General features: G+C 24.0%; 25 protein-coding genes. 3 read left to right on the top strand and 22 right to left on the bottom strand.

Annotated features, from left to right (window positions below):
* Positions 1–54: 54 nt before the first annotated feature.
* From parC to udk, 4 genes are all read right to left on the bottom strand, one after another.
* Positions 55–3,039, bottom strand: a complete 2,985-nt coding sequence (gene parC / locus SCANT_RS02480; RefSeq protein ID WP_053946147.1) for a DNA topoisomerase IV subunit A — start codon at positions 3,037–3,039, stop codon at positions 55–57.
* A gap of 11 nt (positions 3,040–3,050) precedes the next feature.
* Positions 3,051–4,031 carry a hypothetical protein gene (locus SCANT_RS02475; protein ID WP_053946146.1) on the bottom strand — a complete coding sequence of 327 codons (981 nt, stop codon included), beginning with the start codon at positions 4,029–4,031 and terminating at the stop codon, positions 3,051–3,053.
* 31 nt (positions 4,032–4,062) lie between these two features.
* Positions 4,063–5,997, bottom strand: coding sequence for a DNA topoisomerase IV subunit B (gene parE / locus SCANT_RS02470; RefSeq protein ID WP_053946145.1), 1,935 nt, complete (start codon positions 5,995–5,997; stop codon positions 4,063–4,065).
* A 193-nt stretch (positions 5,998–6,190) separates the two neighbouring features.
* Complete coding sequence (udk, locus tag SCANT_RS02465) at positions 6,191–6,814, bottom strand: uridine kinase (RefSeq protein ID WP_053946144.1); 624 nt, start codon at positions 6,812–6,814, stop codon at positions 6,191–6,193.
* A 102-nt stretch (positions 6,815–6,916) separates the two neighbouring features.
* Here udk and SCANT_RS02460 point away from each other — a divergent pair, with 102 nt between their 5' ends.
* From SCANT_RS02460 to SCANT_RS05380, 3 genes are all read left to right on the top strand, one after another.
* On the top strand, positions 6,917–7,519 hold the full coding sequence (locus SCANT_RS02460) for an FMN-dependent NADH-azoreductase (RefSeq protein WP_053946143.1): 603 nt from the start codon (positions 6,917–6,919) through the stop codon (positions 7,517–7,519).
* A 97-nt stretch (positions 7,520–7,616) separates the two neighbouring features.
* Complete coding sequence (locus tag SCANT_RS02455) at positions 7,617–8,579, top strand: GMP reductase (protein WP_053946142.1); 963 nt, start codon at positions 7,617–7,619, stop codon at positions 8,577–8,579.
* Positions 8,580–8,764: 185 nt separating this feature from the next.
* Positions 8,765–8,941, top strand: coding sequence for a hypothetical protein (locus tag SCANT_RS05380; RefSeq protein ID WP_158500858.1), 177 nt, complete (start codon positions 8,765–8,767; stop codon positions 8,939–8,941).
* Between the two features lie 49 nt (positions 8,942–8,990).
* Here SCANT_RS05380 and SCANT_RS02450 read toward each other — a convergent pair whose 3' ends face one another.
* From SCANT_RS02450 to SCANT_RS02375, 18 genes are all read right to left on the bottom strand, one after another.
* Positions 8,991–10,304, bottom strand: a complete 1,314-nt coding sequence (locus tag SCANT_RS02450) for a hypothetical protein (RefSeq protein WP_053946141.1) — start codon at positions 10,302–10,304, stop codon at positions 8,991–8,993.
* Positions 10,305–10,370: 66 nt separating this feature from the next.
* Positions 10,371–11,471, bottom strand: coding sequence for a hypothetical protein (locus tag SCANT_RS02445; RefSeq protein WP_053946140.1), 1,101 nt, complete (start codon positions 11,469–11,471; stop codon positions 10,371–10,373).
* A gap of 509 nt (positions 11,472–11,980) precedes the next feature.
* A complete protein-coding gene (locus SCANT_RS02440) occupies positions 11,981–14,452 on the bottom strand; it encodes a DEAD/DEAH box helicase (RefSeq protein WP_053946139.1) in 2,472 nt (823 codons plus the stop codon).
* A complete protein-coding gene (locus tag SCANT_RS02435; RefSeq protein ID WP_053946138.1) occupies positions 14,445–15,458 on the bottom strand; it encodes a hypothetical protein in 1,014 nt (337 codons plus the stop codon). Before SCANT_RS02435 ends, SCANT_RS02440 begins: the two co-directional genes overlap by 8 nt.
* Positions 15,459–15,847: 389 nt before the next feature.
* Entirely contained in the window at positions 15,848–16,609 is a 762-nt protein-coding gene (locus tag SCANT_RS02430; RefSeq protein ID WP_083434202.1) for an NYN domain-containing protein, read from the bottom strand.
* A gap of 111 nt (positions 16,610–16,720) precedes the next feature.
* On the bottom strand, positions 16,721–17,650 hold the full coding sequence (mobL, locus tag SCANT_RS02425) for a relaxase MobL (RefSeq protein WP_053946137.1): 930 nt from the start codon (positions 17,648–17,650) through the stop codon (positions 16,721–16,723).
* Between the two features lie 107 nt (positions 17,651–17,757).
* Positions 17,758–17,955 carry a hypothetical protein gene (locus SCANT_RS02420; protein ID WP_053946136.1) on the bottom strand — a complete coding sequence of 66 codons (198 nt, stop codon included), beginning with the start codon at positions 17,953–17,955 and terminating at the stop codon, positions 17,758–17,760.
* Between the two features lie 326 nt (positions 17,956–18,281).
* Positions 18,282–18,452, bottom strand: a complete 171-nt coding sequence (locus tag SCANT_RS02415; protein WP_235443300.1) for a hypothetical protein — start codon at positions 18,450–18,452, stop codon at positions 18,282–18,284.
* Positions 18,453–18,507: 55 nt separating this feature from the next.
* Entirely contained in the window at positions 18,508–18,987 is a 480-nt protein-coding gene (locus tag SCANT_RS02410) for a hypothetical protein (protein WP_053946134.1), read from the bottom strand.
* A gap of 115 nt (positions 18,988–19,102) precedes the next feature.
* On the bottom strand, positions 19,103–19,945 hold the full coding sequence (locus SCANT_RS02405; protein ID WP_053946133.1) for a hypothetical protein: 843 nt from the start codon (positions 19,943–19,945) through the stop codon (positions 19,103–19,105).
* 440 nt (positions 19,946–20,385) lie between these two features.
* Positions 20,386–21,075 (bottom strand): HU family DNA-binding protein, encoded by a 690-nt coding sequence (locus tag SCANT_RS02400; protein WP_053946132.1) that lies wholly within the window; start codon positions 21,073–21,075, stop codon positions 20,386–20,388.
* Complete coding sequence (locus SCANT_RS02395) at positions 21,068–22,114, bottom strand: helicase HerA-like domain-containing protein (RefSeq protein WP_053946131.1); 1,047 nt, start codon at positions 22,112–22,114, stop codon at positions 21,068–21,070. Before SCANT_RS02395 ends, SCANT_RS02400 begins: the two co-directional genes overlap by 8 nt.
* Positions 22,115–22,178: 64 nt before the next feature.
* Positions 22,179–22,406 (bottom strand): hypothetical protein, encoded by a 228-nt coding sequence (locus SCANT_RS05520; protein WP_053946130.1) that lies wholly within the window; start codon positions 22,404–22,406, stop codon positions 22,179–22,181.
* Between the two features lie 3 nt (positions 22,407–22,409).
* Positions 22,410–22,598 carry a hypothetical protein gene (locus SCANT_RS02385; RefSeq protein ID WP_053946129.1) on the bottom strand — a complete coding sequence of 63 codons (189 nt, stop codon included), beginning with the start codon at positions 22,596–22,598 and terminating at the stop codon, positions 22,410–22,412.
* A 15-nt stretch (positions 22,599–22,613) separates the two neighbouring features.
* Positions 22,614–22,766: a hypothetical protein gene (locus SCANT_RS05375; RefSeq protein ID WP_235443299.1), complete on the bottom strand. Its 153-nt coding sequence runs from the start codon at positions 22,764–22,766 to the stop codon at positions 22,614–22,616.
* Between the two features lie 482 nt (positions 22,767–23,248).
* The gene (locus SCANT_RS02380) at positions 23,249–23,536 is read right to left on the bottom strand and encodes a hypothetical protein (RefSeq protein WP_053946128.1); all 288 of its coding nucleotides are present in this window, start codon (positions 23,534–23,536) and stop codon (positions 23,249–23,251) included.
* 86 nt (positions 23,537–23,622) lie between these two features.
* Positions 23,623–23,790, bottom strand: a complete 168-nt coding sequence (locus SCANT_RS05370; RefSeq protein WP_158500854.1) for a hypothetical protein — start codon at positions 23,788–23,790, stop codon at positions 23,623–23,625.
* 21 nt (positions 23,791–23,811) lie between these two features.
* Entirely contained in the window at positions 23,812–24,255 is a 444-nt protein-coding gene (locus SCANT_RS02375; RefSeq protein WP_144416875.1) for a hypothetical protein, read from the bottom strand.
* Positions 24,256–24,264 lie beyond the last annotated feature (9 nt).

The following is a 24,264-nucleotide window of genomic DNA, read 5'->3' as shown; positions in this document are numbered from 1 at the left end:
ATTCATTATTTTAATTAAATCACAATTAAAATAAAAAAAACACATAAAGTGCTTTTAAATTAAGTCATCTAGATCTATTTTAAGGTCACTAGTTTCTTCATCACTAATGCTCCCTTTTTTATTTTCATTAGATTCCATTGATTCCTTAATCATTTCTTCTTGAACTTCCTCAGAAATGACCTCATCTTCAACATCCCCAAGAATTACTTCCTCTTCAATTTCTTCAGGAATAATTTCTTGTTCAACTTCATCAAAGATTACTTCTTCTTGAACTTCCTCAGAAATGACCTCATCTTCAACATCTTCAACATCATCAACAATTACTTCCTCTTCAATTTCTTCAGGAATAATTTCTTGTTCAACTTCATCAAAGATTACTTCTTCTTCAACATCATCAGAAATGATCTCATCTTCAACATCATCAAGAATAATTTCTTGTTCAACATCATCAAAGATTACTTCTTCTTCAACTTCGTGAGGAGCAATTTCTTCTTGTATTTCTACTTTAATATCATTAGGTTTTTCAACTTTGGCTGCCGCTATTTTTTTAACGGGTGGTGACTTTTTTAAGCCAACAACTTTCTTTGGTTCTTCATCTTCTCCACCTTTTGGAGTTGGTGGAATGTCATTATTTTTAATAATAAATGATTTTTCCAAAGTAGTTGTAATTATTTCAGCCATGTCTAAATCTTCAGGCACGTCTTCTAAATCTGCAAATTTGAAGTTTTTAACATTTAATTGTATTAAATTATCTTCTTCATCCAAAATATTTAAAATATCATTTGTTTGAATATTATATAAGAATGTTGCAAACTCATCACGTTTTTTATTTCAAGGATATAATCTAACTCCTCGTTTTGGTCTTGCCATAATTGGTACATGATCTTGTTTAATTTTTTTAACATTACCTTTGTTAGTAATTATTAAAACATCTCCATTTGAAAATGCTTTTCCAGCAACAATATCTTCTTCTTTAACTACAGTTGATTTAACTCCTTTTGCATTAGGACCTGCTGAGGGAATTTCAGCAATATCATATCTAACAGCAAAACCAGTTCTTGTTAACATTGTTACTGTTTTTGTTTTTGAAGTTACAAGTGAAGCTGATACAAGTTCATCTTCATTTTGTAATTTAATAATTCTAAATGGTTTTGAAAACATTTTAGTTTCTAAATCTTCAACTGGAGTACGTTTAATCATTCCCTTTTTAGTTGCTAAAAGTATTTCTTGTTTTGCATTTTGAAATTGTTTAACTACAAATGCTGCTAAAATTCTTTCATTTCCAGAAATTGTTGCAACTTTATTTATATGCATTCCGATTTCTTTTCATTTACTTGGAATAATTTTATAAACAGGAATTGAGTAGTAAGTTCCTGCACTTGATACAAGTAAAATAAAATCTAAACTTGAAGCTGGAACTTGTGAAATTCAAATATCATTTGGTTTACGTTTAAAGTCATCCATTGAATTTTTACCAAGTTGTGAATCTTCAATTGCTTTTAAATAACCATCTTGTGAAATTCAAATTGTGTAATCCTTTTGTACAATTGTTTTTTTAATTTCAACTTCAATATTTTCAATTTCGCTTACAACTTCACTTCTTCTTGGAACCCCAAATTCTTTTTTAGTTGTAGTTAATTGCTCAATTATTTTTTCTTCAAGAACTTTTACATCACCTAAAATTGCTTTATAACCTTCAATTAAAGATGATAATTCTTTTTTCTCTTCTTCTAATTTAACAATATCTGTTGAAGTTAATCTGTAAAGTCTTAAATCAACAATTGCAATCGCTTGTGTTTCGCTAAATTCATATCTTGCAATTAAATTTGCAATCGCATCACTTCTATTTGAAGAATCTCTAATTATTTTAATAACTTCATCAAGAATCGAAATAGCTTTAATTAAACCTTGGATAATTTCTAATCTTTTTTCTGCTTTTTCTAAGTCAAATTTAGTTTTTCTTGAAAAAATTTCTTTGTAGTGTTTTATATAAGCAGTAATTATTGGAATAATTCCTAATTGTTTTGGTTGCTTTTCAACTATAACAACATTGTTATAGTTATATGAAATTTGTAAAGGTGTATTTTTTAATAAAAATTTTCTTGTAATTTCATAATCTGCTTTAGGAGAAAGTTCAATAACAATTCTTAAACCAGTTCTATCTGTTTCATCACGAACTTCTTTTACTTCTAAATGTGGATTTGCATCAACAACATCTCCAATTTTTTTAACAAGATCTTGTTTAATTATTTCATAAGGAATTTCATCAATAACAAGTGTATCGCCTTCTCTGTGAATTTTAGATTGAACAATTACTCTTCCCTTACCAGTTTCAAATGCTGAGTCAATTCCTTCTTGACCCATAACAATTCCCCCAGTTGGGAAATCTGGACCTTTAACTATTTTTGAAATATCACTTAATTTTATTTTGGGATTTTTAATTGTAGCAATAACTGCATCAATAATTTCAATACTATTATGAGGAGGCATATTTGTAGCATAACCTGCAGCAATTCCTGTTGCACCATTTACTAAAATATTTGGAAAGTATCCTGGTAAAACTGTCGGTTCTTTTTCAGAATCATCATAGTTTGGTGCAAAAAGAACTGTGTTTTTTTGCAAGTCAGCTAAGATAATACTTGATATTTTAGCAAGTCGAGTTTCAGTATAACGCATCGCAGCAGCACTATCACCATCAATAGAACCGTTATTACCATGCATATCAACTAAAGGAATATTTAATTTTCATGGTTGACTCATACGCACTAAAGCATCATAAACAGAAGTATCACCATGAGGGTGATATTTACCAATAACATCACCAACAACACGAGCTGATTTCTTATAAGCTCGATCATGTGTTAAATTAATTTCATTCATTGTAAATAAAATACGTCTTTGAACTGGTTTTAAACCATCTCTTACGTCTGGCAAAGCTCTCTCTTGGATAATATATTTAGCATATCTCCCAAATCGGTCACCCATTAAATCTTCAAGTGCGAAATTAATAATTCCCTTTTCTTCTTTATTATTTGACATTGTGCTTCCTCCTAGTTTATATCAAATTCCATTTCACTAATATCAGTATTAATGAAGTCGATAATATTTAAATTTTTGATTGTTTTTCTACCCTCATATGATAATTCTCAAAGTCCAGTAATTGAATTTTGAATATACAATTTTGGGTTATTTTTTGAAACTAAACTTCGACCAAGACTTGCCATTATTTTACTTACTTCTTCGTCTTTTCTAATTTGAACATAAATTTTTTCTAATTGCTCAATTTCATTAATATTAGCTTCTAAACTAACTTCATTAACTTTATTTTTATCTTCAGCTGCTAACCCAAAATCTATTGTAGCATAACCATTATAATACATTACTTTATCAACTATTTCAATTGAAGAAATATATCTTGGAATACCTTCTATTTTCATAATTTTTTTTGCAAGACCATTAATGGACTCTAATGCTTGTTGAATTTTTTCAATAACTTCTTCAAGATTAAGTCCAAATATTTCAACTGCTCGATCTTCTTCAACAGCAACCGAGCGCAAGTTAATAAAGATATTGAAAATATCTATTCTTGTTGAACTTATCTCTTTTAAAATTTCTTTTGATTTTAAAAGAATTGGACCTGTTGTTGGGTTTAAGTAATATGAATCAGTAAATTCGTCATAGACTAAAATACCTACATGTGGTTTAGATATTTCTCTAGCCTTTTGCATATCACTTTTAGATTTTTCAATAAATTTATTGATTGTTTTAATTAACCAGTTTACTTCTTTATCATTTTCAACATTTATTTCAATTCATTGTTCAGTTGCTAAGGATGTGACAGAAAAATCATTTTCATCATAATCTGTGCTTTTTAATTCAAAAAAAAGTTCAGGTTCTTTGAGTTCATAATAAAAAGAAAAAGTATTAAAGATATCACCATATCTTTTAATTTCCTTATTTATCTTATTGTATTCTTCAATTTTTTGAACAATAATTTTTGCCTTTTGTGTAAAAGAAAGTTTATTTTCCACATTTACCACATCCATCCTAGCAACTGTTTAACTAAATAAATTCTGTATTTTCTTCAAGTGTAAATTTAACATTTTCTTCAATTCATTCTTTTCTTTTTTCAGAATTATCTCCCATTAAAGTTCTAAATGAATTTTCAGCAGCTAGTGCATCGTTAATTGTTACTTGTATTAATTTTCTATGTTCTGGATCCATTGTTGTTTCTCAAAGTTGATCAGCATTCATTTCTCCCAAACCTTTATATCTTTGAATTTCAATTTTAGCTTTAGTTTTTTTCATATGACTTGCTAATTCTTCTTCAGTTCATAGATACATAAAGTCCTTTTTGTTTGACCCTGTTGTTATTTTAAACAATGGTGGCATTGCTATATAAATGTTTTTATTGACAATCAATTCTTTCATATAACGATAAAAGAAAGTTAATAATAAAGTTTGAATATGAGCACCATCAGTGTCGGCGTCTGTCATTAATATTATTTTTCCATAGTTTATATCGCTAATATCAAAATCACTTCCAATTCCAGCACCAATGGCATTGATAATTGTTGTAATCTCTTCATTTTTAAGTAAATCAATTAATTTTGTTTTTTCAGCATTTATTACCTTACCTCTTAAAGGCAAGATTGCTTGAAATTTTCTATCTCTTCCAGATTTAGCACTTCCACCAGCTGAATCCCCTTCGACTAAATATAATTCATTTTCTTGTTTATTTTTACCTTGCGCTGGAGTTAGTTTCCCAAGCATTGTTCGTGATTTTGATTTTGATTTTTGATCTCTAACTGCTTGACGTGCTTTTCTAGCTTCTTCTTTTGCTCTTCGAGCAAGTAGAGCTTTTTCAATAATTGAAATTGCAATTGTTTTATTTTCTTGTAATCAAAAACTAAAGTGTTCTTCAGTTACTTTTTCACAAGCATAACGAGCTTCACTTGTTCCCAATTTTCCCTTTGTTTGACCTTCATATTGAATTAAACTTTCAGGAATTTTTACAGTAACAATTGCTATTAAACCTTCTTTAATATCAGATGAATCTAATTTTTTATCTTTTTCTTTTAAAATACTTTGATTTTTTCCATATTCATTTAAAGCTTTAACTAACCCTGATCTAAAACCAGTTACATGAGTTCCCCCATCACTTGTTTTAACATTATTGGCAAATCCTAAAACTGTTTCTGAAAAATCACTTGTATAAGTTAAAGCAATTTCAACATCAATATTTTGTTCACTACCTTTTAACATTATTGGTGAACATAAAGCTTTTTGATCACCTCTAAGTTCATTAACAAATTCTGTTAATCCATTTTCGTAAAGATATTCAACGTACTTATCACTTCTATTATCTTTTAAAGTTAATTTAAGTCCTGAATTTAAAAGTGCTGATTCTTTTAATCTTTCACTAATTGTTGAAAATGAAAACTTTGTTGTTGAGAACATTGTTTCATCTGGTAAAAAGTTAACAGTTGTTCCTGTTTGTTTAGAAGTACCTGTTTGTTTTAATTGGTCTACTAATTTCCCACCATGGGCAAATTTAATTTGAGAAATAACTCCATCTCTGTGAATAATTACTTTAAATTTAGATGAAAGCGCATTAACAACTGATGAACCAACTCCGTGTAATCCCCCAGAAGTTTTATAACCATCACCACCAAATTTACCTCCAGCATGTAATACTGAAAAAATTATTTCTGGTGTTGATTGATTAGTTCCTTTATAACTTCCAATTGGAACTCCTCTACCATTATCTTTTACTGTTACTGAACCATCTTTTTCAATTGAAACATTAATTTCACTACATACTCCAGCTAAGGCCTCATCAATTGAGTTATCAACAATTTCTCAAACTAAATGATGTAAACCTCTTGAATCAGTTGAACCAATATACATACCAGGTCTTTTTCTAACTGCTTCTAGACCTTCAAGGATTTGAATACTATCTTCTGTATACGATAAATTCTTATTATTTTCAGCCATATTTTACCTCATTATTTCATAATAGAATTAATATATCACATTTACTTTAAAAATGTCAATCTTATCAAAAACCCTTTAAAATAGGCACTTCTCTAAAAAATAGTTCATTTTTAGTAAAAAAAACATTTAATGTGAGAAAAGTTTCAACAAAAAAATGAGTTTTTAAACTCATTTTTTTAAGATATTAATGGTTTTATTTTTTTAATAAACTACTAATTTTTGCAGCCACCAAATCAATTGCAATATTATTACCCTCATAGTAAGGAATTATTAAATCAGCATGATCAATTGAAGGTTCAACAAAAAATTTATACATTGGTCTTACTGTATTTAAATACTGATTTGTAATATCTTCTAACTTTCTGCCACGCTCATTGACATCGCGCATAAGTCTTCGAATGAAACGAATATCATCATCTGTTCTAATAAAAATTTTGATATCTCCTCTTTTGCGAATTTCTTCAATATGTAATGCTAAAATACCATCTAAAATAACAACATTTGAAGGTTCGACTTTAATCGTCTCACCACTTTGTGAATGAGTTTTAAAATCATAAACTGGTGTTTCAATTGCTTTAAACTCTTTTAAATCATCTAAATGTTGACAAAGTAATTCAATATCTAATGAACTTGGATGATCAAAATTCACTAATTGTTTTTCTTCAAAAGTTAAGTCACTAAAATCTTTATAGTAACTATCCATTGATAAATGAGTTACTGGTTTGTTCATAAAGATTTCATTGGCAATAGTTTGTGCCACTGTAGTTTTACCACTAGCACTTCCTCCCGCAACAATAATGATTGTGACTTTTTTCATGTGTACCTCTATATAATCAATTAATATTTTATATTTAATTATTAAAAAAATGAAGTAATTTTACAATTTAACTATAAAATTAAGTTGATAAAGGAGAAAATTATGGCAAAAAAAATTTTAGTAATCACAGGTACAGTAAGTCCTGCTGAAAAATCATTTTCATTAGCTTTAACAAATCGTTTTGTTAAAGAATATCAATCATTAAACCCCAACGATGAAATTATTCATTTAGATTTAAACAATGAGCAAATGGCTCATAAAACTCTTTCAAGAGAAAACTTTGGAACTTATTTTAATGAACAAGATGCATTAAAATATATTAATCAATTAAAAGAAGTTGATAAAGTAATTATTTCAAGTCCAATGAATAACTTTAATGTTTCTGGATTAATTAAAAATTACTTAGATCACGTTTTATTAGCAGATCAAACTTTTTCATATAAGTATGTTAAACAAGGCGATGCTAAAGGTCTATTAGAACATTTAACAGTACAAATCTTAACAACTCAAGGTGCGCCTTTTGGATGATACCCATGAGGAAACCACACAGAGTTTTTAAAAGGAACTTGAGAATTTGTTGGTGCAAAAGTAAATACCCCGATTCTTTTTGCAGGAACTAAAATAGCTCCAGTTTCAACAACAAATCCAGATGAAGCTATGAACTCTATTGCTGATAAAATTATTGAAGCAGCTAAAAAGTTCTAAAAAAAATTAACCTTCTTGGTTAATTTTTTTTATTACAACTCATTTCTATTTTTATTTTTTTATTGCTATAATTTCAAAAGAATAAGGAGAAATGTAGATGTACGCTTTTGATTATGAAGATATTCAACTAATACCAAGTATGTGTGTTGTTAAGTCACGCAGTGAATGTAACACTGAAGTTAAACTTGGAAAACATACTTTTAAAATGCCTGTGATGCCTGCCAATATGGCATCAGTTATTAATGAAAAATTGTGTGAGATGCTAGCTAAAAATGGTTATTTTTATGTTATGCATCGTTTCAATGTTGATTCATATGCTTTTGTTAAAAAAATGCTTAAAGCTAATTTAGTAGCTTCAATTAGTGTTGGAGTAAAACAAGAAGATTACGCTTTAATTGAAAAAATGGCCAAAGATAATATTATCCCTGACTATATTACAATTGATATTGCTCACGGTCATTCAGTTAGTGTTAAAAATATGATTGAACATATTAGAAAATATATGAAAAATAAAACTTTTATTATTGCAGGAAATGTTGGTACACCTTATGCTGTAAGAGACTTAGAATTTTGAGGAGCTGATGCAACTAAAGTTGGTGTTGGTCCTGGAAAAGTTTGTATTACAAAATTAAAAACTGGTTTTGGAACTGGTGGATGACAATTGGGTGCTATCAAATGATGTAGTAAAGCTGCTCACAAACCAATCATTGCTGATGGAGGTTTACGTGTCAATGGTGATATTGCCAAATCAATTAGATTTGGAGCAACAATGTGTATGATTGGAAGTTTATTTGCAGCCCATGAAGAGTCACCTGGAGCCAATGTTACTGTTGAAGGTGAAATGTTTAAAGAATATTATGGAAGTGCTAGTGAATATAATAAGGGTGAAAAAAGATATGTTGAAGGTAAAAAGGAATTAATTAAAGTAAGAGGAAAATTAATGGAAACTTACAAAGAAATGCACGAAGATTTACAATCATCAATATCATATTCTGGTGGAACTAAACTAAATGATATTAAAAAAGTAGATTATGTCATTTTAAAAACAAGTAATTTCTAATGAATAAGTTTTTATAAAAATGCACAAAATAGTGCATTTTATTGACTTTTAAACTACCCTATCGTAACCAATTCAACTCCCCTACTCACTATTTTCTAGCTTTTATAAGCTTTAATTAAAAATTTATTTGAATTAACTTTCTATTTTATAAATATCTAGTAAAATTAATTTAAGGAGTGATAAAGATGAAAGAAAAATGTCAAACCCCTACTTGCAATAACGATTTGAATTTTATGGATAAGAAAAGAATTTATCAATATGATGAAAATCTAGAAGATGAAATTGCAATTTACGTCTGTGATGAATGTTACAAAAAAAGTAAAGATGAAGAAAATAATATTGACTGAGAACATTCGTCATAAAAAAAATGCTAATTAAATTAGCATTTTTTTTATCATTAATTTTCAAATATTAAAAGAAATTATTGCCTTTATTAAACCCTGCAAAGAATTTCATTTTCAAATATTCTTGGCCCATATTTGGGTGCTGAAATCTAAATTTATTTAGAGCTGAATATAATAATTTCTCTTGCTCATCTAATTTATCAAATCATTGCTTTCTAAATAAAATATTGTCTGCCAATATCAATGAACAATTTGAAATAAAAGCAGCTTCGCTTTTTGATTTCAAATGAATAATTTTTAAGTACTGATCAAAAAAGGCATTTAAATTTTCTTTACTTTTGTCATAAACCATTGTAATAAAAGAATTTGTTTTATCTGAAAACATAACCAAACTTGCAAAATTTTCAGAGATAAAAAAGTTATTAATTGAATTAACAACTTTAAAATCATCAGGTGTTATTTGAGGTTGAAAGACATCTTTAATTCTAAAATTATTGGTTTTAGGTAAACTAAATTTTGCAATTGCAAAATTATTGGTTTTCCCACTTAATGATTCAACAAAGAAAGTATAAGTTTCTAGTAAAGAACTAACATGATTGGAAACCTTTTTTAAGTTATAAATAAACATTGGCTTAACAGCTTCTTCTTCAATGGAATTAAAGTAATTTCTAAATTCCTCTTTTAAAGCTTCAAGTTGAACTCTAGAGATAAATAATTTATTGACTATTGTTGGAAAATTAAATAAAAGAATTTCAGCATCATTGCTATTCTTATTCATTTTAATCTCTGAAATTTGATTCATATGATTTTGACAAAAGCCAAAATACTTAAATTGATTAGATTGAACTTCATTAAAAAAAGACTCACCCATTTTGTAATTATTATCAAAGATATTTCTCTTATTTGAAGTTAAATATTTTTCATTATCTAATTCAAAATCATATAAGCTATTTTCAACTGCTTTTTGTTCACAATTAACAAAATTACACTTTTCAGTTTTAGCCAATTTTGAATAATTGCTTTCAAATAACTGAGAAGAGAATTTTAAGTAATCTTCATACTTTTCTGTTGCAATTATAGCCTTAATAAAGGGCGTATAACTTGGATTTTTTGTCTTTGCTAAGTGTTTTTTGCAACAAGCTAAAAATTCTTCTCCACTAAGGCAAAAACACAGTTCTTGGTCTTCAAAAGCAAAAAAATTATAGCCATTTTTGACTAAAAAATTAATATTGTCATTATCTAAGAAATAATTGCTAAAAATAGATTCAATAAATCTTTGAGTATCTTCATTCGATAATTTTATGTTTTTGGCAGCTTTATATAAATCTTGTTTATTAACAAGATTCTTTAATAATTCATTTTTTATTATTTTTTCACCCATAGCAAACCTCCGGTAAAAAATAGTTCTTCTACATTTATATTATACATATCATTACTATTATAAGTTTTATCTTCTTTTTTTATTTCATTTAAACTTTGGTTCGACATGCTTAGGTTCAACTGCATCCTTTTCAAAGATTTTGTCATATTTAAGTTCATTTGTAAAAACTAAAGTTGGATCAGCTTTTGCATTAAATTTGCTCACTCCTGAATAATAGTTAAAGTTCTTTTTATTTAAAACTAACTTTGTTTTAAAAAATTCAATTAACTCTCTTGAGTAAACTGCTTTTTCACAATGATTTTCATAAGCAATTTTTCTAATTTCAACAATATCATTTGCTGTTTTGACAGAATAAATTCATTTTAGATCAACTAAATAAACATTAAATAATAAAGTTGCAAAATCTTCACGATACTTCTTATTTTCTCTTAATAAGGGAATTGTGTTTAAAAAGTTATCAAAGTGATTATTTCTTATAAAAAATTCTAGTTCATCAGCATAATTGATAATGTCACCATCATCAATACTATAAATTGCCTGACCCAATTTTTTTATGAACTCTTCATCATATCTAAAAGTTGATTTTAAAACTTCTAAATATCTTTTGTAATCTTCTTGTTCTTCTTCTTTTACTTTAACATCTTTGTATTTGAAGTAAATTTCTCTTAGCTGACCAACAGCATTAATTCCCATCGTTGTTAAAATATCTCTTTTGCTTAAATTAGCTTTAAAGAATTTTTCATAGTGACTACCGATCCCTATTACTTTATCAGTTTTAAACTCTGCAGGCACTAAACTAACAATTGGGAAAATATAAGGATAAACACATTTAATTGAATAATAAAAACTTCTTGATTTTCATTCTTTTACAACTCCTAAAGATTTTAGAATTTTATTTAATTGAGTTAATTCCTCTTCTTCAAGAAAAAATAAAGCATCAATTTGAAGATTCATTTCTTTATTTGCTAGTTTTCTTGCAAACTTTGGATAATACTTTTCAAAACTCATATTTGAATCTAATCAAGTTCCATTAAATATCTTGTTTAACTCTAATATGTCATTTGCATCATTATAAATTCCTTGTTTTAAAATATGATCTTCACTTAATGCAAAAGTTTGTTTTCCTGGATGCATAAAATTCTTAGCAATAATCTTTTTTATTTTCATGTCTATTTCTCCCATTAAGGTATTTTTAATATTATATCAAATTTTAAGGCATATTTAAATAGCTTAATTATAAGAAATATAAAACATAACTATGTAATTTTATAGAATTAATTTTTTTTATTACTTTTATCATTATTGCATCATAAATTAGTACCTTTAAAATTAGCTTTTCTATTATTTCCAAAAAACTTGTTATTATTTTTGCAATGAAACTATAATTAACTTTTTTTAATATCAAACTTTCAAGTTAATATATATTATAATTTCTACTATAATATAAATATATACTATTATAATAAAAACTCTTAAAAGATTCTATAATTATTTTAATATCTATTTTGAATTTTTATATTTATTCAAAAGTAAAAATATTTAATTTATTGTGTAAGATATTTACATATAAAATTTCACTTCTATAGATTTTTATTTTTTTTAACATTATGTGTATTCATTTAAATTGATTTTTTGTTTTTATAAGAAATAAAATATAAAATAAGCCTAAAAAAAATTTATTCAAAACAAGTTTCAATTATTCATTTTAGTTCTTTATCTGTTAATATTTCTATTAAGTCCTTATAAGAATTAATTTTTGATAAATGCAATGATATATTATTTATTTCTTTATCATTAATAATAATTTTGTTTATTAAATCAGAATCAATACCAATATTTGATAATTTATTTCTAATTTCCTCAAATTCATATTCAAAAAGTTTTTCCTCAAAGTTAACTTCATATATATGCGAAATATCAGAGATAAATGTTGTATATCCATATTCCAAATATCTCTTTCTAACATATGTTAAATAATCAACCAAAGTTGAATAACCCAAAGTACTATGTACATTATATTTTTGATATTTTTCATTATTATCATTAGGTGGAGAATTTGTATAAAATTCAAAGTCTTTACCTTTTCTATGTCAAAAAATTCCATTATCCATTTTTGAAATATAGTATTGAACTTCTTCTATTAATTTTCTTCCATAAAATTTATTTTTTAAAGTTTGTATAAAATAGGTAGCTTCTCCCTTTTTAAAATATCATCGTCCATAAAAATTTCAAATTTTTTCACAATAAATATTTAAAAAATTATTAAAAAAAGAATCATTTTTAATATCATTTGCATTAATAAGTTTCTTTATTAAAATATGTTCATCATTTATTCATTTTTTTGCATCTTTAATACTACTTGTTGGAACAGGACTTGAATCATATATAAATTCGTTATTTTTACAATCTTGAATATCAGAATTACTATAATTGTTTTCTTTTAAAATATCTTCATTTATTGGAAAACAAGAGAAATTTGTAGCCATTTTTAAAATTGATTGCTCTGAAATTAACTTATGATTTTTAATTTGTTCTTTAATCATATTAAGATTAGTATCAATATCAATATCAAGTTGTAAATCAAGAAATTCAACTTTTTTTGTCATTTTATGGTATTTATCTTCTTTAAATAAAAATATTTTCCCTCTATTATTATTAATTCTTCCTACTCTTCCAATTAAATTTTTATAAGTAAGTTCCTTTCTAGAATTGCTTTTATGTACTGATCCGCTCACATTTGCATCAAAAATAAAATTTGTAGCATTTAAATTTACTCCATGTGCTAATGTTTCAGTTGTAAATATACATTTTATAATTTTATTTTTATATAAAAATTCAATTTGTTTTTTTAAGTAAAAGTCTATATCAGAATGATGTATAGCAACTCCATTTTCCAAGGCTTTATATATATAATATCTCTCATCCGCTAAATTATTTTTTATATAATTTAAAACTAACAGAATCTTATTATTATTTTTGAAATTAGTACTATTTAAATTAAAAAAATCATAATTCTTTTTTTTAATTTTTGATTTTTGACTAAATACAATAGTTGTATTATTACTTTCCGTTTCAATTATTTTTTTGATAAGATGATCTTTTTTTAATTTTTCATTAATTTCTGCAACTTTAATATTATTATCATTTATTTTAATATTTCATTTTTCTGAAGTACTATTATTTTTTAATAAGTAAAAATCCTTTAAAGAATAATCAATTTTTGAAATTATTTCAACATAATTTCTTTCTTCAATATTTTGTAAAACTTTTTTAATTTTACTTAAAGGACTAGCAATTAAAGGCATAGCAAAAACATGCGGTGTATTAAAATTATTAAAAAATTCAATTACGGAGTACATTATTGAACCTCTAGAGTCAAATGGATTCATTATAAATTCCTGAAATTCATCAAAAACCACATAATCAATATTTAACATAGAGTTTTCATATTTTCTAATAAAAGATAACATTTTTTCTTGAGTTAAAATAAAAATATTTTTATTGAATGCATTAAAATCATGATCATTTACCACTTCAATTCCAATATATATTTTTTTTTCAAAATCTTTATTAAGTAACTTTTTATAAAATTCTGAAAAATATTCATTTTGAAGTGATATCGTCGGAACTATGAAAAAAAAATTTCCCATATTTTTTTTTAAAATTATCTCTCTCATCATAAACGATTTTCCAAAAGATGTTGGCGCAGATATTATAATATTTTTTCTTTTTAAAATAGCATAATCTAAATTCTGAAAAAATATTTTTTGATCATTAAATAAATTTATATTATCATTCAAAAGATAATTATTACTTTTTTTAGGATAGCCTAATTTGGCTTTTAAATCATTAATTTGTTTTAATATTTGTTTATTATCATCGGAATTTCCGAAGAATTTGTTTAAAACATCATCTAAGATATTTAAAATATCATTTATAGAATTTTTTTGCTCGTCTCTTTCAAAACCTTCTATACTAATATCTTTCCTTATTATATATTTTATAACTCCTAAAATAGTTCCTATCTCTTTCTCATCCAAATTTCCTATTTTAGTCAAAAGGTTTTTATCAAAAAGTGAATATAAGTTTGATAATGCTCCAAACATTTCAAAATAATTCAAAAATCCATTATAGTTTTCTTTATTCATTTCATCACTCTTTCTTTAAAGACATTTCTATGCCATTTTTAATAATTAGCATTGGGTCTTTTTCTAGAAATACTAAATTAATTTCTATACTTATTAATTTTTCATTATTTATTCTATCAAATAATATTTTATAAATTTTGGATATGTTAATTTTTGGGTTTTCTTGTCATTTTGCAAATTCCGCTTGTATCGAGTTTTGAAAATCAATAAAAATATCTTCTAAATTTTCATTTTCGTTATTAAATATAGTAATTCCAATAATTTGCCTTTTTATATCTAAAAATATATTTTCAGACTCAATTCTTGAAGCTTCTTGAGCAAATCTAGTAATTTCAGCAGCAACAATATCTTTATTAGCAATATTATATTTTTCTAAATCCTTAGTCATTCTATCAAACTCAATAACTCTATCTATTATTTTTTTTGCATCTAGCGGTTTTTGGTCTATAGGATTCATTACTTTACTAAATTTATCATCCCTAATTCCATATATTGTTTCCAAACCTTTTTTAAATAAACTTTTTATTTTTGATATTGTTTCCCCTTCACTAATTTTACATATTGATGATTTGGATTCAAAAAATAATATTTCACTTTTCTCGGGGTCCACTAATATACCATCATAACCATTTCTAGATACATTCTTTGAATTTCTAGAGTGTTTATTAATATTTTTATATTTTTTGTTTTCAATACTCATACCTATTTGACATATTTCTGAAAATTGACCAGTAATTTTTTTTTCTTGTACTTGAATTTTATTTTTTAAGGATTCATATTCTATCGATACTTTTGATAAATTTAAGATATCTTGTTTATTCTTATTATAATTAGTATATTGTTCAAGAAAATATTCTGGAAAATAAAACTCATTAGATTCACTAATGTTAAAAATATAATTTCTATTTTTTCTTGCAAATCCCCCAAAATCATATATTAAAAAATTAAATTTGGTACTAGTGATATTAAAGGTTGTTTTAAGTATAGTAAAAGTTTTCTTATTCATTAATATAATTCTCCATATTTAATATATTTAATTGTGCTAAATTTATTACTTTGAAAAAGTATACAAATACTTTTTCTTTTAATTTTTATTTAGTTTCAGATTGACTTGTTATTTTGTTTAAAATTTTCTCTTACTTTTTTGATATTGTTTTGCTTCTTAAGTTAATAATTAAATCCAAATATTTTTTCTATTTAAAGTTATTATTTACAATTTAAATGAGTCAATTAAATTTTTATTAAGTAATAACTTTATAATTTTAATTTAATTCATAAAGAGAAAAAAATTTCAATTGTTATTAAAATAACTTTTATCATTAAACTCTATCTAAATTTCTTTGTAGATTTTGATATTAACTTTCTTATATATTAATTAAAAAATTAATATATAATTTATTTTTTAATTTTAATATATAAAGTTTTGTTTGATTGTTTAAAATCATATGTATCTTTAAGAGTATCTTTAAAAAACAAACTTGGTTTATTATTTGAAAAACCATAATTTTTGGGATTAAAATCCGGTATTTTTTTATATAAATTTTCTATAATAACTGAAAATTGAATATATTCTTCATTGTCCTTTTCACTGTTTTTGAGAATTAAATTAACAATTTTAACTAATTCTTTTATAGATTCATTATTTCTATTATTTGCAATTTTACTCTTTTGATTTTGGTTATTATTTTTTGATTTTACTTCTTTTGTATCTTCAAGAGCCTCCTCAATTTTATCTACGCTTATAAATCTATGACAAAGCTTTTTATATTCTTCTTTTGTTGAAGACAAACCTGAACCAATAACAAATTTATTTCTTTGCTTCAATTTTTTTATTATTGGTGCAAAATCTAAATCTGTTGTAGCTAAACAAAAGCAGTCTATATATTCTTTATTCAATAATTCCATTATATCAAGTGCAATTCTAATATCTACAGCATTTTTTCCTTTTGAATAAGATGGTTCTACAATAAAATCATTTATTCCATATTTTATACCTTTATTTTTTACATCTTTATCAACTGTATTAGTATAAAAAGCTCCTTTATATATAACATTACCCATTTGTTCTAATTCATTGAAAAGTATTTGTAAATGAAGATCTTTATTAAAATTGTCAAAATCGATAATAACAGCTATAGTTTTATTATTTATTTCCATGTTTTACCCTGTCTAAAAGACTATAAATTATATTTTTTAAAACTAATCTATATTTATAACCTCAATTATATTGTATAAAATATTTCAGTAAATGTAAATTATTTTATGCAATTATCTTCTCAATTTTAAAATAGATCCCATAGTAACATATTCACTTTCATATCTTTCACCAATTCTTGTTGGTTCTTTTTCAAAAAATAAAATATGTACATGAGGATTATCTGTATTACTATGAAAACTAAAAAATCATTCCATGCTATCTGGATCAATTCTTTTTGATCAGAAAAGCATATTAATTCTATCCTTTAAAGTATTATAAATAGTTTCTGGATTATAGACATTGTACTTTTCACAAAATGGTTCAGAAAATGATATTACTGAATCTCAAACAAATTGTTTTTTACCATCTACTTTTAATAGATTTTCCTTAATTTCTTTTAATCTATTTTCAGCAACTATTCCTTCTTTACTTCATAAACCTAAATTTTGAGATTTTATTTTACTATAATATTCAATTTTTTTATTATATTCTTTAATATTTGTTTTTCTTAACTTATTTAATTCTAAAATTTCTTCTCTACTTAATTCAATTTTTCTATTGGCATTATTTCTTGTAATGTAATCCAAATAAGTTCTATTTTTTGTTTTTCCATCACGTTGAGCTCTTCCTGAATAATAATATTCGACTCTTTTAATTCTTTCTTCTCTATTTTTACTAAATTTATATAAAGGTTTTATTCTAAAAATTACTGGGGTTTTTAACTCTTTAACTTCTTCTGTTATTGTTTTCATTTTATTTTTCTCCTTAAGTTTTATATCTTTTTCTAAAGAAAAATTATTATTTAATTCATTACTAATATCATCATTTTTTTCAAATATTAGTTTTATTAAGACAACCATTAAACTATCAATTTTATTAATGGTTTTTTTCATAGAATATAAAAAGTTCTTATCAATTTCACCTGTAAATTCAATATTATTTTTGAAATTATTTCATGTATCTTTAATTAGATTAATTTGTTTTAAAATCTTTTCTTCCATAATCATTACCTAAAATTTCTATCTGTTCATGATATGTAAGAAAAATAAAAAAACAAGAGCCTTGCTAGTTTCCTAACATATCTCTTGTGAACTACTTATATTATATATTAATCTTTTCAATTTACTAAAATATCATTTATTTTTTCACTTAAATTTTGAATTTTATCAAATCTAACTTTTCAAAATTCAGTTAAATCCTCTATAAATTTCATATCTTTTTCTAAATCTTGAATATTTGCTGCTTCTGGGGGATTATCAATTTGAGATTGTTTTGCAGTTTTATATCTGTATAAAGCAGTTTGCATACCACCTGAATATATTCCTCATTTACTATCATCTTTAATTTCTTTTGCACTTCCTAAATAATAGCTAGTGTATTTTTTTAAACTAGTATTTCTTTCTTGAAATCAAATTCTTGAATAACTTTCTTGGGTTAATGAATTAATATCAATTTCATCATATTTATAATTTCCCTCAATTTCATCAATTCTTACTAAATCTCATTGCCCTTCATTTGCCTATCAAATTATACTTTGGAAATACATATCACCAAAAGAATATCAAATATCATTTTCAGATATTCCTTCTTTAACAAAACCGTCAATAAATTCATAAAAAATATTTGCTTGCTTTATATAATATTCACTAGCTTCAAGATATTGTTTTTAGTATCATAAACATAATCAAAACCATCATTATTTTGACTTAATTCTTTTATAATAGTTGGGGGTTCTGGCTTTATTGGACCCTGTTTATTTCCATTATCCCCCTGATCAAATCCACATGATATTACTACTAACACTACTTGATACAATTAATCCACTTATTGCTAAAAAACTCAACAATCATTTCATAATTTATCTTTCTCCTCTGTTTAAATCACTTTTAACTTTATCATACTCATTATTATATTTTTTATCGTAAAATTCTACTTTATTTTTTAATAATTTATTATCTTCTCTTAATTGATTAATTTCAGTTTTTAGTTCAAGTATTAGATATTTTACTTCAAGTTTAAAATCATTAAATTCTTTTTCCAGTTTATTATATTTTTGTTCTCATTTTTGAGATTCTTGTTTTCACTTTAAAGTTTCTTTTTTTCAATTAATTTTTTCTTTTTCAGAATCATCAATAATTGGAGGTTCTAAATTTATTTTTTCTTGTTTAGGAATAACCTTTAAATAGGAATTAATCTGTTTTCTGACATTTTTTTGAATCATATGTGCATCCTCTATAGATAATTTATCAATGTATTTTTTAAATTCAATTAATGGTGTTGAACCATCGAAATTAATAATATTATTATTAAAGTTTATTTGTATTTTTATATCTTGCATTTATTATAACACTTCCTATCTTCCCCTTTGTTCTTTTAGAAAATATGTTAAAAAATAAAAACAAGAGCCTTGCTAGTTTCCTAACATATCTCTTGTGAACTATTTATATTATATATTAAATATTTTGAATATCGATCAATTTTATTTTTATTGCTTTAATTATATCATGAAAATTTATAACAACTAATCTATTAAACTTGGTAGTATCATCCTTTATTATTAAAAAAAGTTCATTATCAATAGAATAAAATTTTAAAACTTTAACTTTTCTTATAATACAACCTTTGTCATCTTTTAATTCATAATTTCAAAAATGGGCTAATAAATCTCTTATTTTTTTAATACTATTAAAATAATTCTTAATTCTTAATTTTGAATTATTCATTTTTTTATAAAAATCAATGAACTCAGCTTCAGACAAAGAATCAATTTTTAAATCCCTTAATTCAAATATTTTATTTTTAAATTTTACGGTTTCCAATTTTATTTGCTGATTTATGGAATTACAAAAATTAATTATAAAAAATCAGTCTGTAAAGTTTTTGGGAATAGAAAAAATATCATTATTTATATAAATTGTATCAACTAAATTTAATTCTTTAAGTCTATCTCCATAAATTTTACTAAAAAAATTATTATTTGATTTTAATCTATAATTTTCTTTAACAAACAAATAATCTGCTTTATATAATCTATATCAATTTACTCTTCTATTAGTTTTTGGGTTAATTTTTTTAAATTTATCATCTGATATTTTAACAATTATTCAATTTGGGAATTTTTGATTAAATCTTGAAAAAAATTTTTGATCTACTTCAATTTGCAGTGCATAGAAATAATCATTTTCCTCCATTTTGGATTTATTTACAAAAAAATCTAGTTTATCTATAAGATTTTGATTAATTCAAATATCTTTAAATTTTCCACCGTGTGGAAGTATATTATTATTTTTATCCATAAAGTTATAATATCAAATTTATTTAGTTATTTTTAATTTGAATTTCTTTATTTATTTTTACTTCTTCTAACATTAAAATTTTATCTTCAAGTTTTTTTATCATATGCATCTCTATAACTGCATTTTCCCACTAAGGTCTCATAACTACCCAAAGTGTAAAAAATTACCTAATAAATATTCTTTTCATTATTTTCAATTACTTGAATATCATAGACTTAAACTCCAAAACCACTTACAGATGTTCAATTTCCATTTTTCCTCTTTATTTGGAATTCATATTTCACCTACTTTTCATAGATTATCTGCTAAATTATTTCTTGTATATGCTGGCATTTTTTTTACTTATCTTTATTCTTCTAAAGATATGTTAAAAAAATAAAAAACAAGAGAATTGCTAGCTTCCTAATATATCTTTTATTAACTATTTATATTCTCTATTACTAATTCTTTTTAATTTGAATTTCTTCATTTATTTTTAATTCTTCTTCTAACATTCAATTTTTATCTTTAACTTTTAAATTTATGTCATTAATTATAGGTTTTCCATCAATAATTCTTGCTTGTCCCATTTCATTTATTAAAAAATTTATTTTTCTATTTACAAGTTCAATTTTAATTAAATTATGCTCATTTGTAGTTTTAATAATTTTCGAAACTCTAGGAATAACAGTTTCATCTAAAGTATGATTCATAATTTCTTTAATAATATTTTGATTTTTACTTAATTCTTTAGCATATATTAAACTTTCTAATTGTTCAATTAAAACTTCTTTAATTATTTTATTAAAGCTATCTTTTTTGCCCTTACAAAGATTTTGAAATCTATTTATAAGTTCAATTTCATCTTTGTTATAAACTCTAATTAAAATTTGTTTATGTTTTTCATTCTTTCACCCCTTTTTAGATTTTTTTACTTTTATAATAGAGCTTTTATTCATATTCATATTTTTATAACCATAAATTTTAAATTTTCCAAAATTCTTTATAGTTAATGATTTTCCTTCTTTTAATTTACTTTTAATTTCATTAAATATTTCATCAAAAACGATTTCAATTTCTTTCATTCTAATATTAGTATTTTCAGCAATTACTCTACAAATTTCATTTTTACTAGCCTTTTGATTATTCATTTGAATCAACTTCTTGATTAATTTGTTCGTTGATCAACATCAACTTTTTAGTAATTTTGTCATAGAATTTGTACGCTATTTGATTATGTAAATCTTTAAATACAAAAGATAAAATATTATTTTCCAAATTTACAGCTTTAATTTCAATATTTTGCTTGAATAATTCAGCTTTTAAATTATGTTTTTCTTTTAGTTTTATTTGTAATGTTTTTTGATCGTTAATTTCTTTAATAGATACACATTCTTCTAATTTAGTATCAATATGTTTTAAACCATTTAAAATATTATAAAGCCTTGTTGTCAAGTAACCTAATACCCAAATTTTTAAAGTACTTTCATCTACTGCAATATTTCTAAAATCTTCTTGTTGTACATCCATATTTAGAGTAAATCTTCTTGATTTAGAAGTTATTAGTAAACAAAAACCCTGAGTTGCTGTAACTAAACTTTTCTTTTCATATTCAGTAAAACCATCACTATCTGAATAAAGTTTTTCAATTTTATTAATATTAGTTTCAGTTGCTTGCATAATAAAAGCATATTGACTATTATTTATGATTGCCTTAGTTTTTTTCGCAATTTCAGGAGTTGATAAAAAGTCCTCAGGATTTTGTGTAATTACTGTTATTCCACCATTTCTTTTTCTAATCATTTTTACCATTCTATAAATAAAATTTAAAGCTATTGGAAAATCTTTATCCATTAGTAAATGAGCTTCATCAAAAATAACTCTTTGTGGTGTGTTTGTATTTAAACCATAATTAACCTTTATTTGTCTTTCTAATAATTTAATAACTAAAAACATTTGCATTGCAAATAACCTTGTATCAATTCCATCTTTTAATGAACTCATATCAAAGATTGTTAAGTAATTATTTGCAATATCAATACTTGTATATCCATTATAAAACATTGAATATGTTCCTTTTTTATTTTCTCTTAAAGAATTCACAAATCCATCTTCTAATAATTCAATTAATTTTATATATAATTCACTCTTTTCTTTATTATTAATTAATCAGTTATAGAAATCTTGCAAAATAGGAAAAAGCTCATTTTTTCATTCTAATATTTTTTTATTATCTGTTTTATCTAATCAATAATTATAGAAAAATCAGAATTTTTTTTAAATATCTTGTAAATTCTTCGCTAATATTGTGAAAAAATGTTTTAAATAAAATTTCAATAATACTTTGATGATTTAAAATAAGGGATTCATTTAAATTAAAATTCTTATTTACTAAATTATCTTTGTCTATATTTCAAAAATTTTTATTATAATTAATTCTTTCAATTTCTTCTTCATTTTGAATATCTGATAAAGTTGGCATAATTTATAAGGGATTAATTTTATATAAACCATCACCTAAAAATATTTTAGATTCTCCAAAATAATCATCAAATTTTGAATATTTATTTTCTGAATCAATAAGATAGACTTTATTACCATTAAGTATTTCGTTTTTTAGCATTCTTTGCATTGTTGTTGATTTTCCTGCTCCACTTGTAGCATTAAAAAACATGTTAGCGTTTTTTCTTTATTCATTTCTTAAATGTGGATTTAAGAATAATTCGTCTCCCATTGTACTCATACCTATAAATCATCCTTTATCTTCATTTAATGCTGTACTAACATAAGGCATTCCTCACACTAAAGAATATAAAGGAGTTTCTCTTCCATTGACTTCCATTAAAGGATCGATTGGTTTTGGCAAAATTCCACTAAAAGCTTCAATTTGTTTATAAGGATTAGCAAATAATATTAATCTTTGTTCTTTTAAAATGTTTTTTGCATCCTTTATAGATTTTTTTAAGTCCTTACTACTAGTTGCTCGATTAACAACATAAATATTAAATTTATATAATTCATCATGTCCATAACCAATAACATCAACAAATTCTTCTAATTTTTCAATTTCTTGTTGACGTTTTCTTTGTGTTAAAATTTCTTTTTTACTAGTTGCATTAGCTGTTGCTATTGCAGTTCTTCTTGCCTTTGAAAGGGTTTCTTGAAATACTTTTTCATTTACTTTATTAAAATTTATTACTACGGGACCATCAATATTAAATATTTGTCCAATTCAACCACATTCTGGATTGTTTGCATACGCTTCAACTGTTCCAATTGATACTTTTAAATTATTATCAATTTTTAGATAACTTGATTTATTCTCTAATTTATTGTAAGCAAATACTCTTCAAGATTATCTCTATACTTATAAATATTATTTTCAATATCGTCCATAATATCTAAATCTAAGATTTTATTTAGAACATTTATTTTATTAATTGCATCTAATTTAATCGCTTTTAAATTTGCCCTATTATACTTAAGTATAATATCATTTTCATAAGTTCTTAATTGTTCAATACTGTCTGCATAAAATGCAATATATACTGATTTTTCAATTCATTCAAAGACCTTATTCATATCTGGATTTGAATATCGTTCAATTTCCATTTCGATTAATCTAATTCTTGAAAAATATTGTTTATCGTTAATTTCATTACTTTTCCTTTTTTGTTCTCATTCATGACGTTTTTCTTCTAAAAAAATAAGATATCTTTTCTAGATTTTAATTCATCTAATTTAAAAATAGATCCTACATTATTAGGTAAATTTCGATAAATTTCTCAAATTCTTTCTAAAATATCATTTCTTTTAATTTCTTCATAATCAAAGAAAGCATTTCCTTCAATTTTTACTATACTCATATAAGTTTTTTTATTTTTTAATTAAATATAGTTATCTTCAATCTTTAAATAAGGAATTAGATTAGTTGTACAATTTTTACTTTCTAATTTATATTTTCTATTTATAAATAAAAAGATAATTCCTTCAAAAATAACTACATATATTTTTTTATTATGAAATTGACTCTTTGAATTTAATAAAAATCCCATAATTATAAAAAAACTGGCCACAAGTATTCCTACAATTTTTAAACCAATACTAAGTTTTCACATTAATAAGCAAATTCCTATTCCTATTCCAGCAAATAAAATTAAAACTGCTAGATCAACAATAGTTAAATTCATTTGTTGTCAAATTAAAAATTTTCTCTTACTTGTATTTTCGGGAATAATTGGATTTCTTGTGATATTTTCATCTCCTAACATATTTCTATTTGTTCATGATATGTTAGAAAATAAAAACAAGAGACTTGCCATTTCTGACATATCTCTTGT

The sequence above is a fragment of the Spiroplasma cantharicola genome (assembly GCF_001281045.1).
Classification (GTDB): Bacteria; Bacillota_I; Bacilli_A; order Mycoplasmatales; family Mycoplasmataceae; genus Spiroplasma_A; species Spiroplasma_A cantharicola.
The sequence above is the reverse complement of the archived record's forward strand: the minus strand, read 5'-3'. Positions and strand labels throughout refer to the sequence as shown.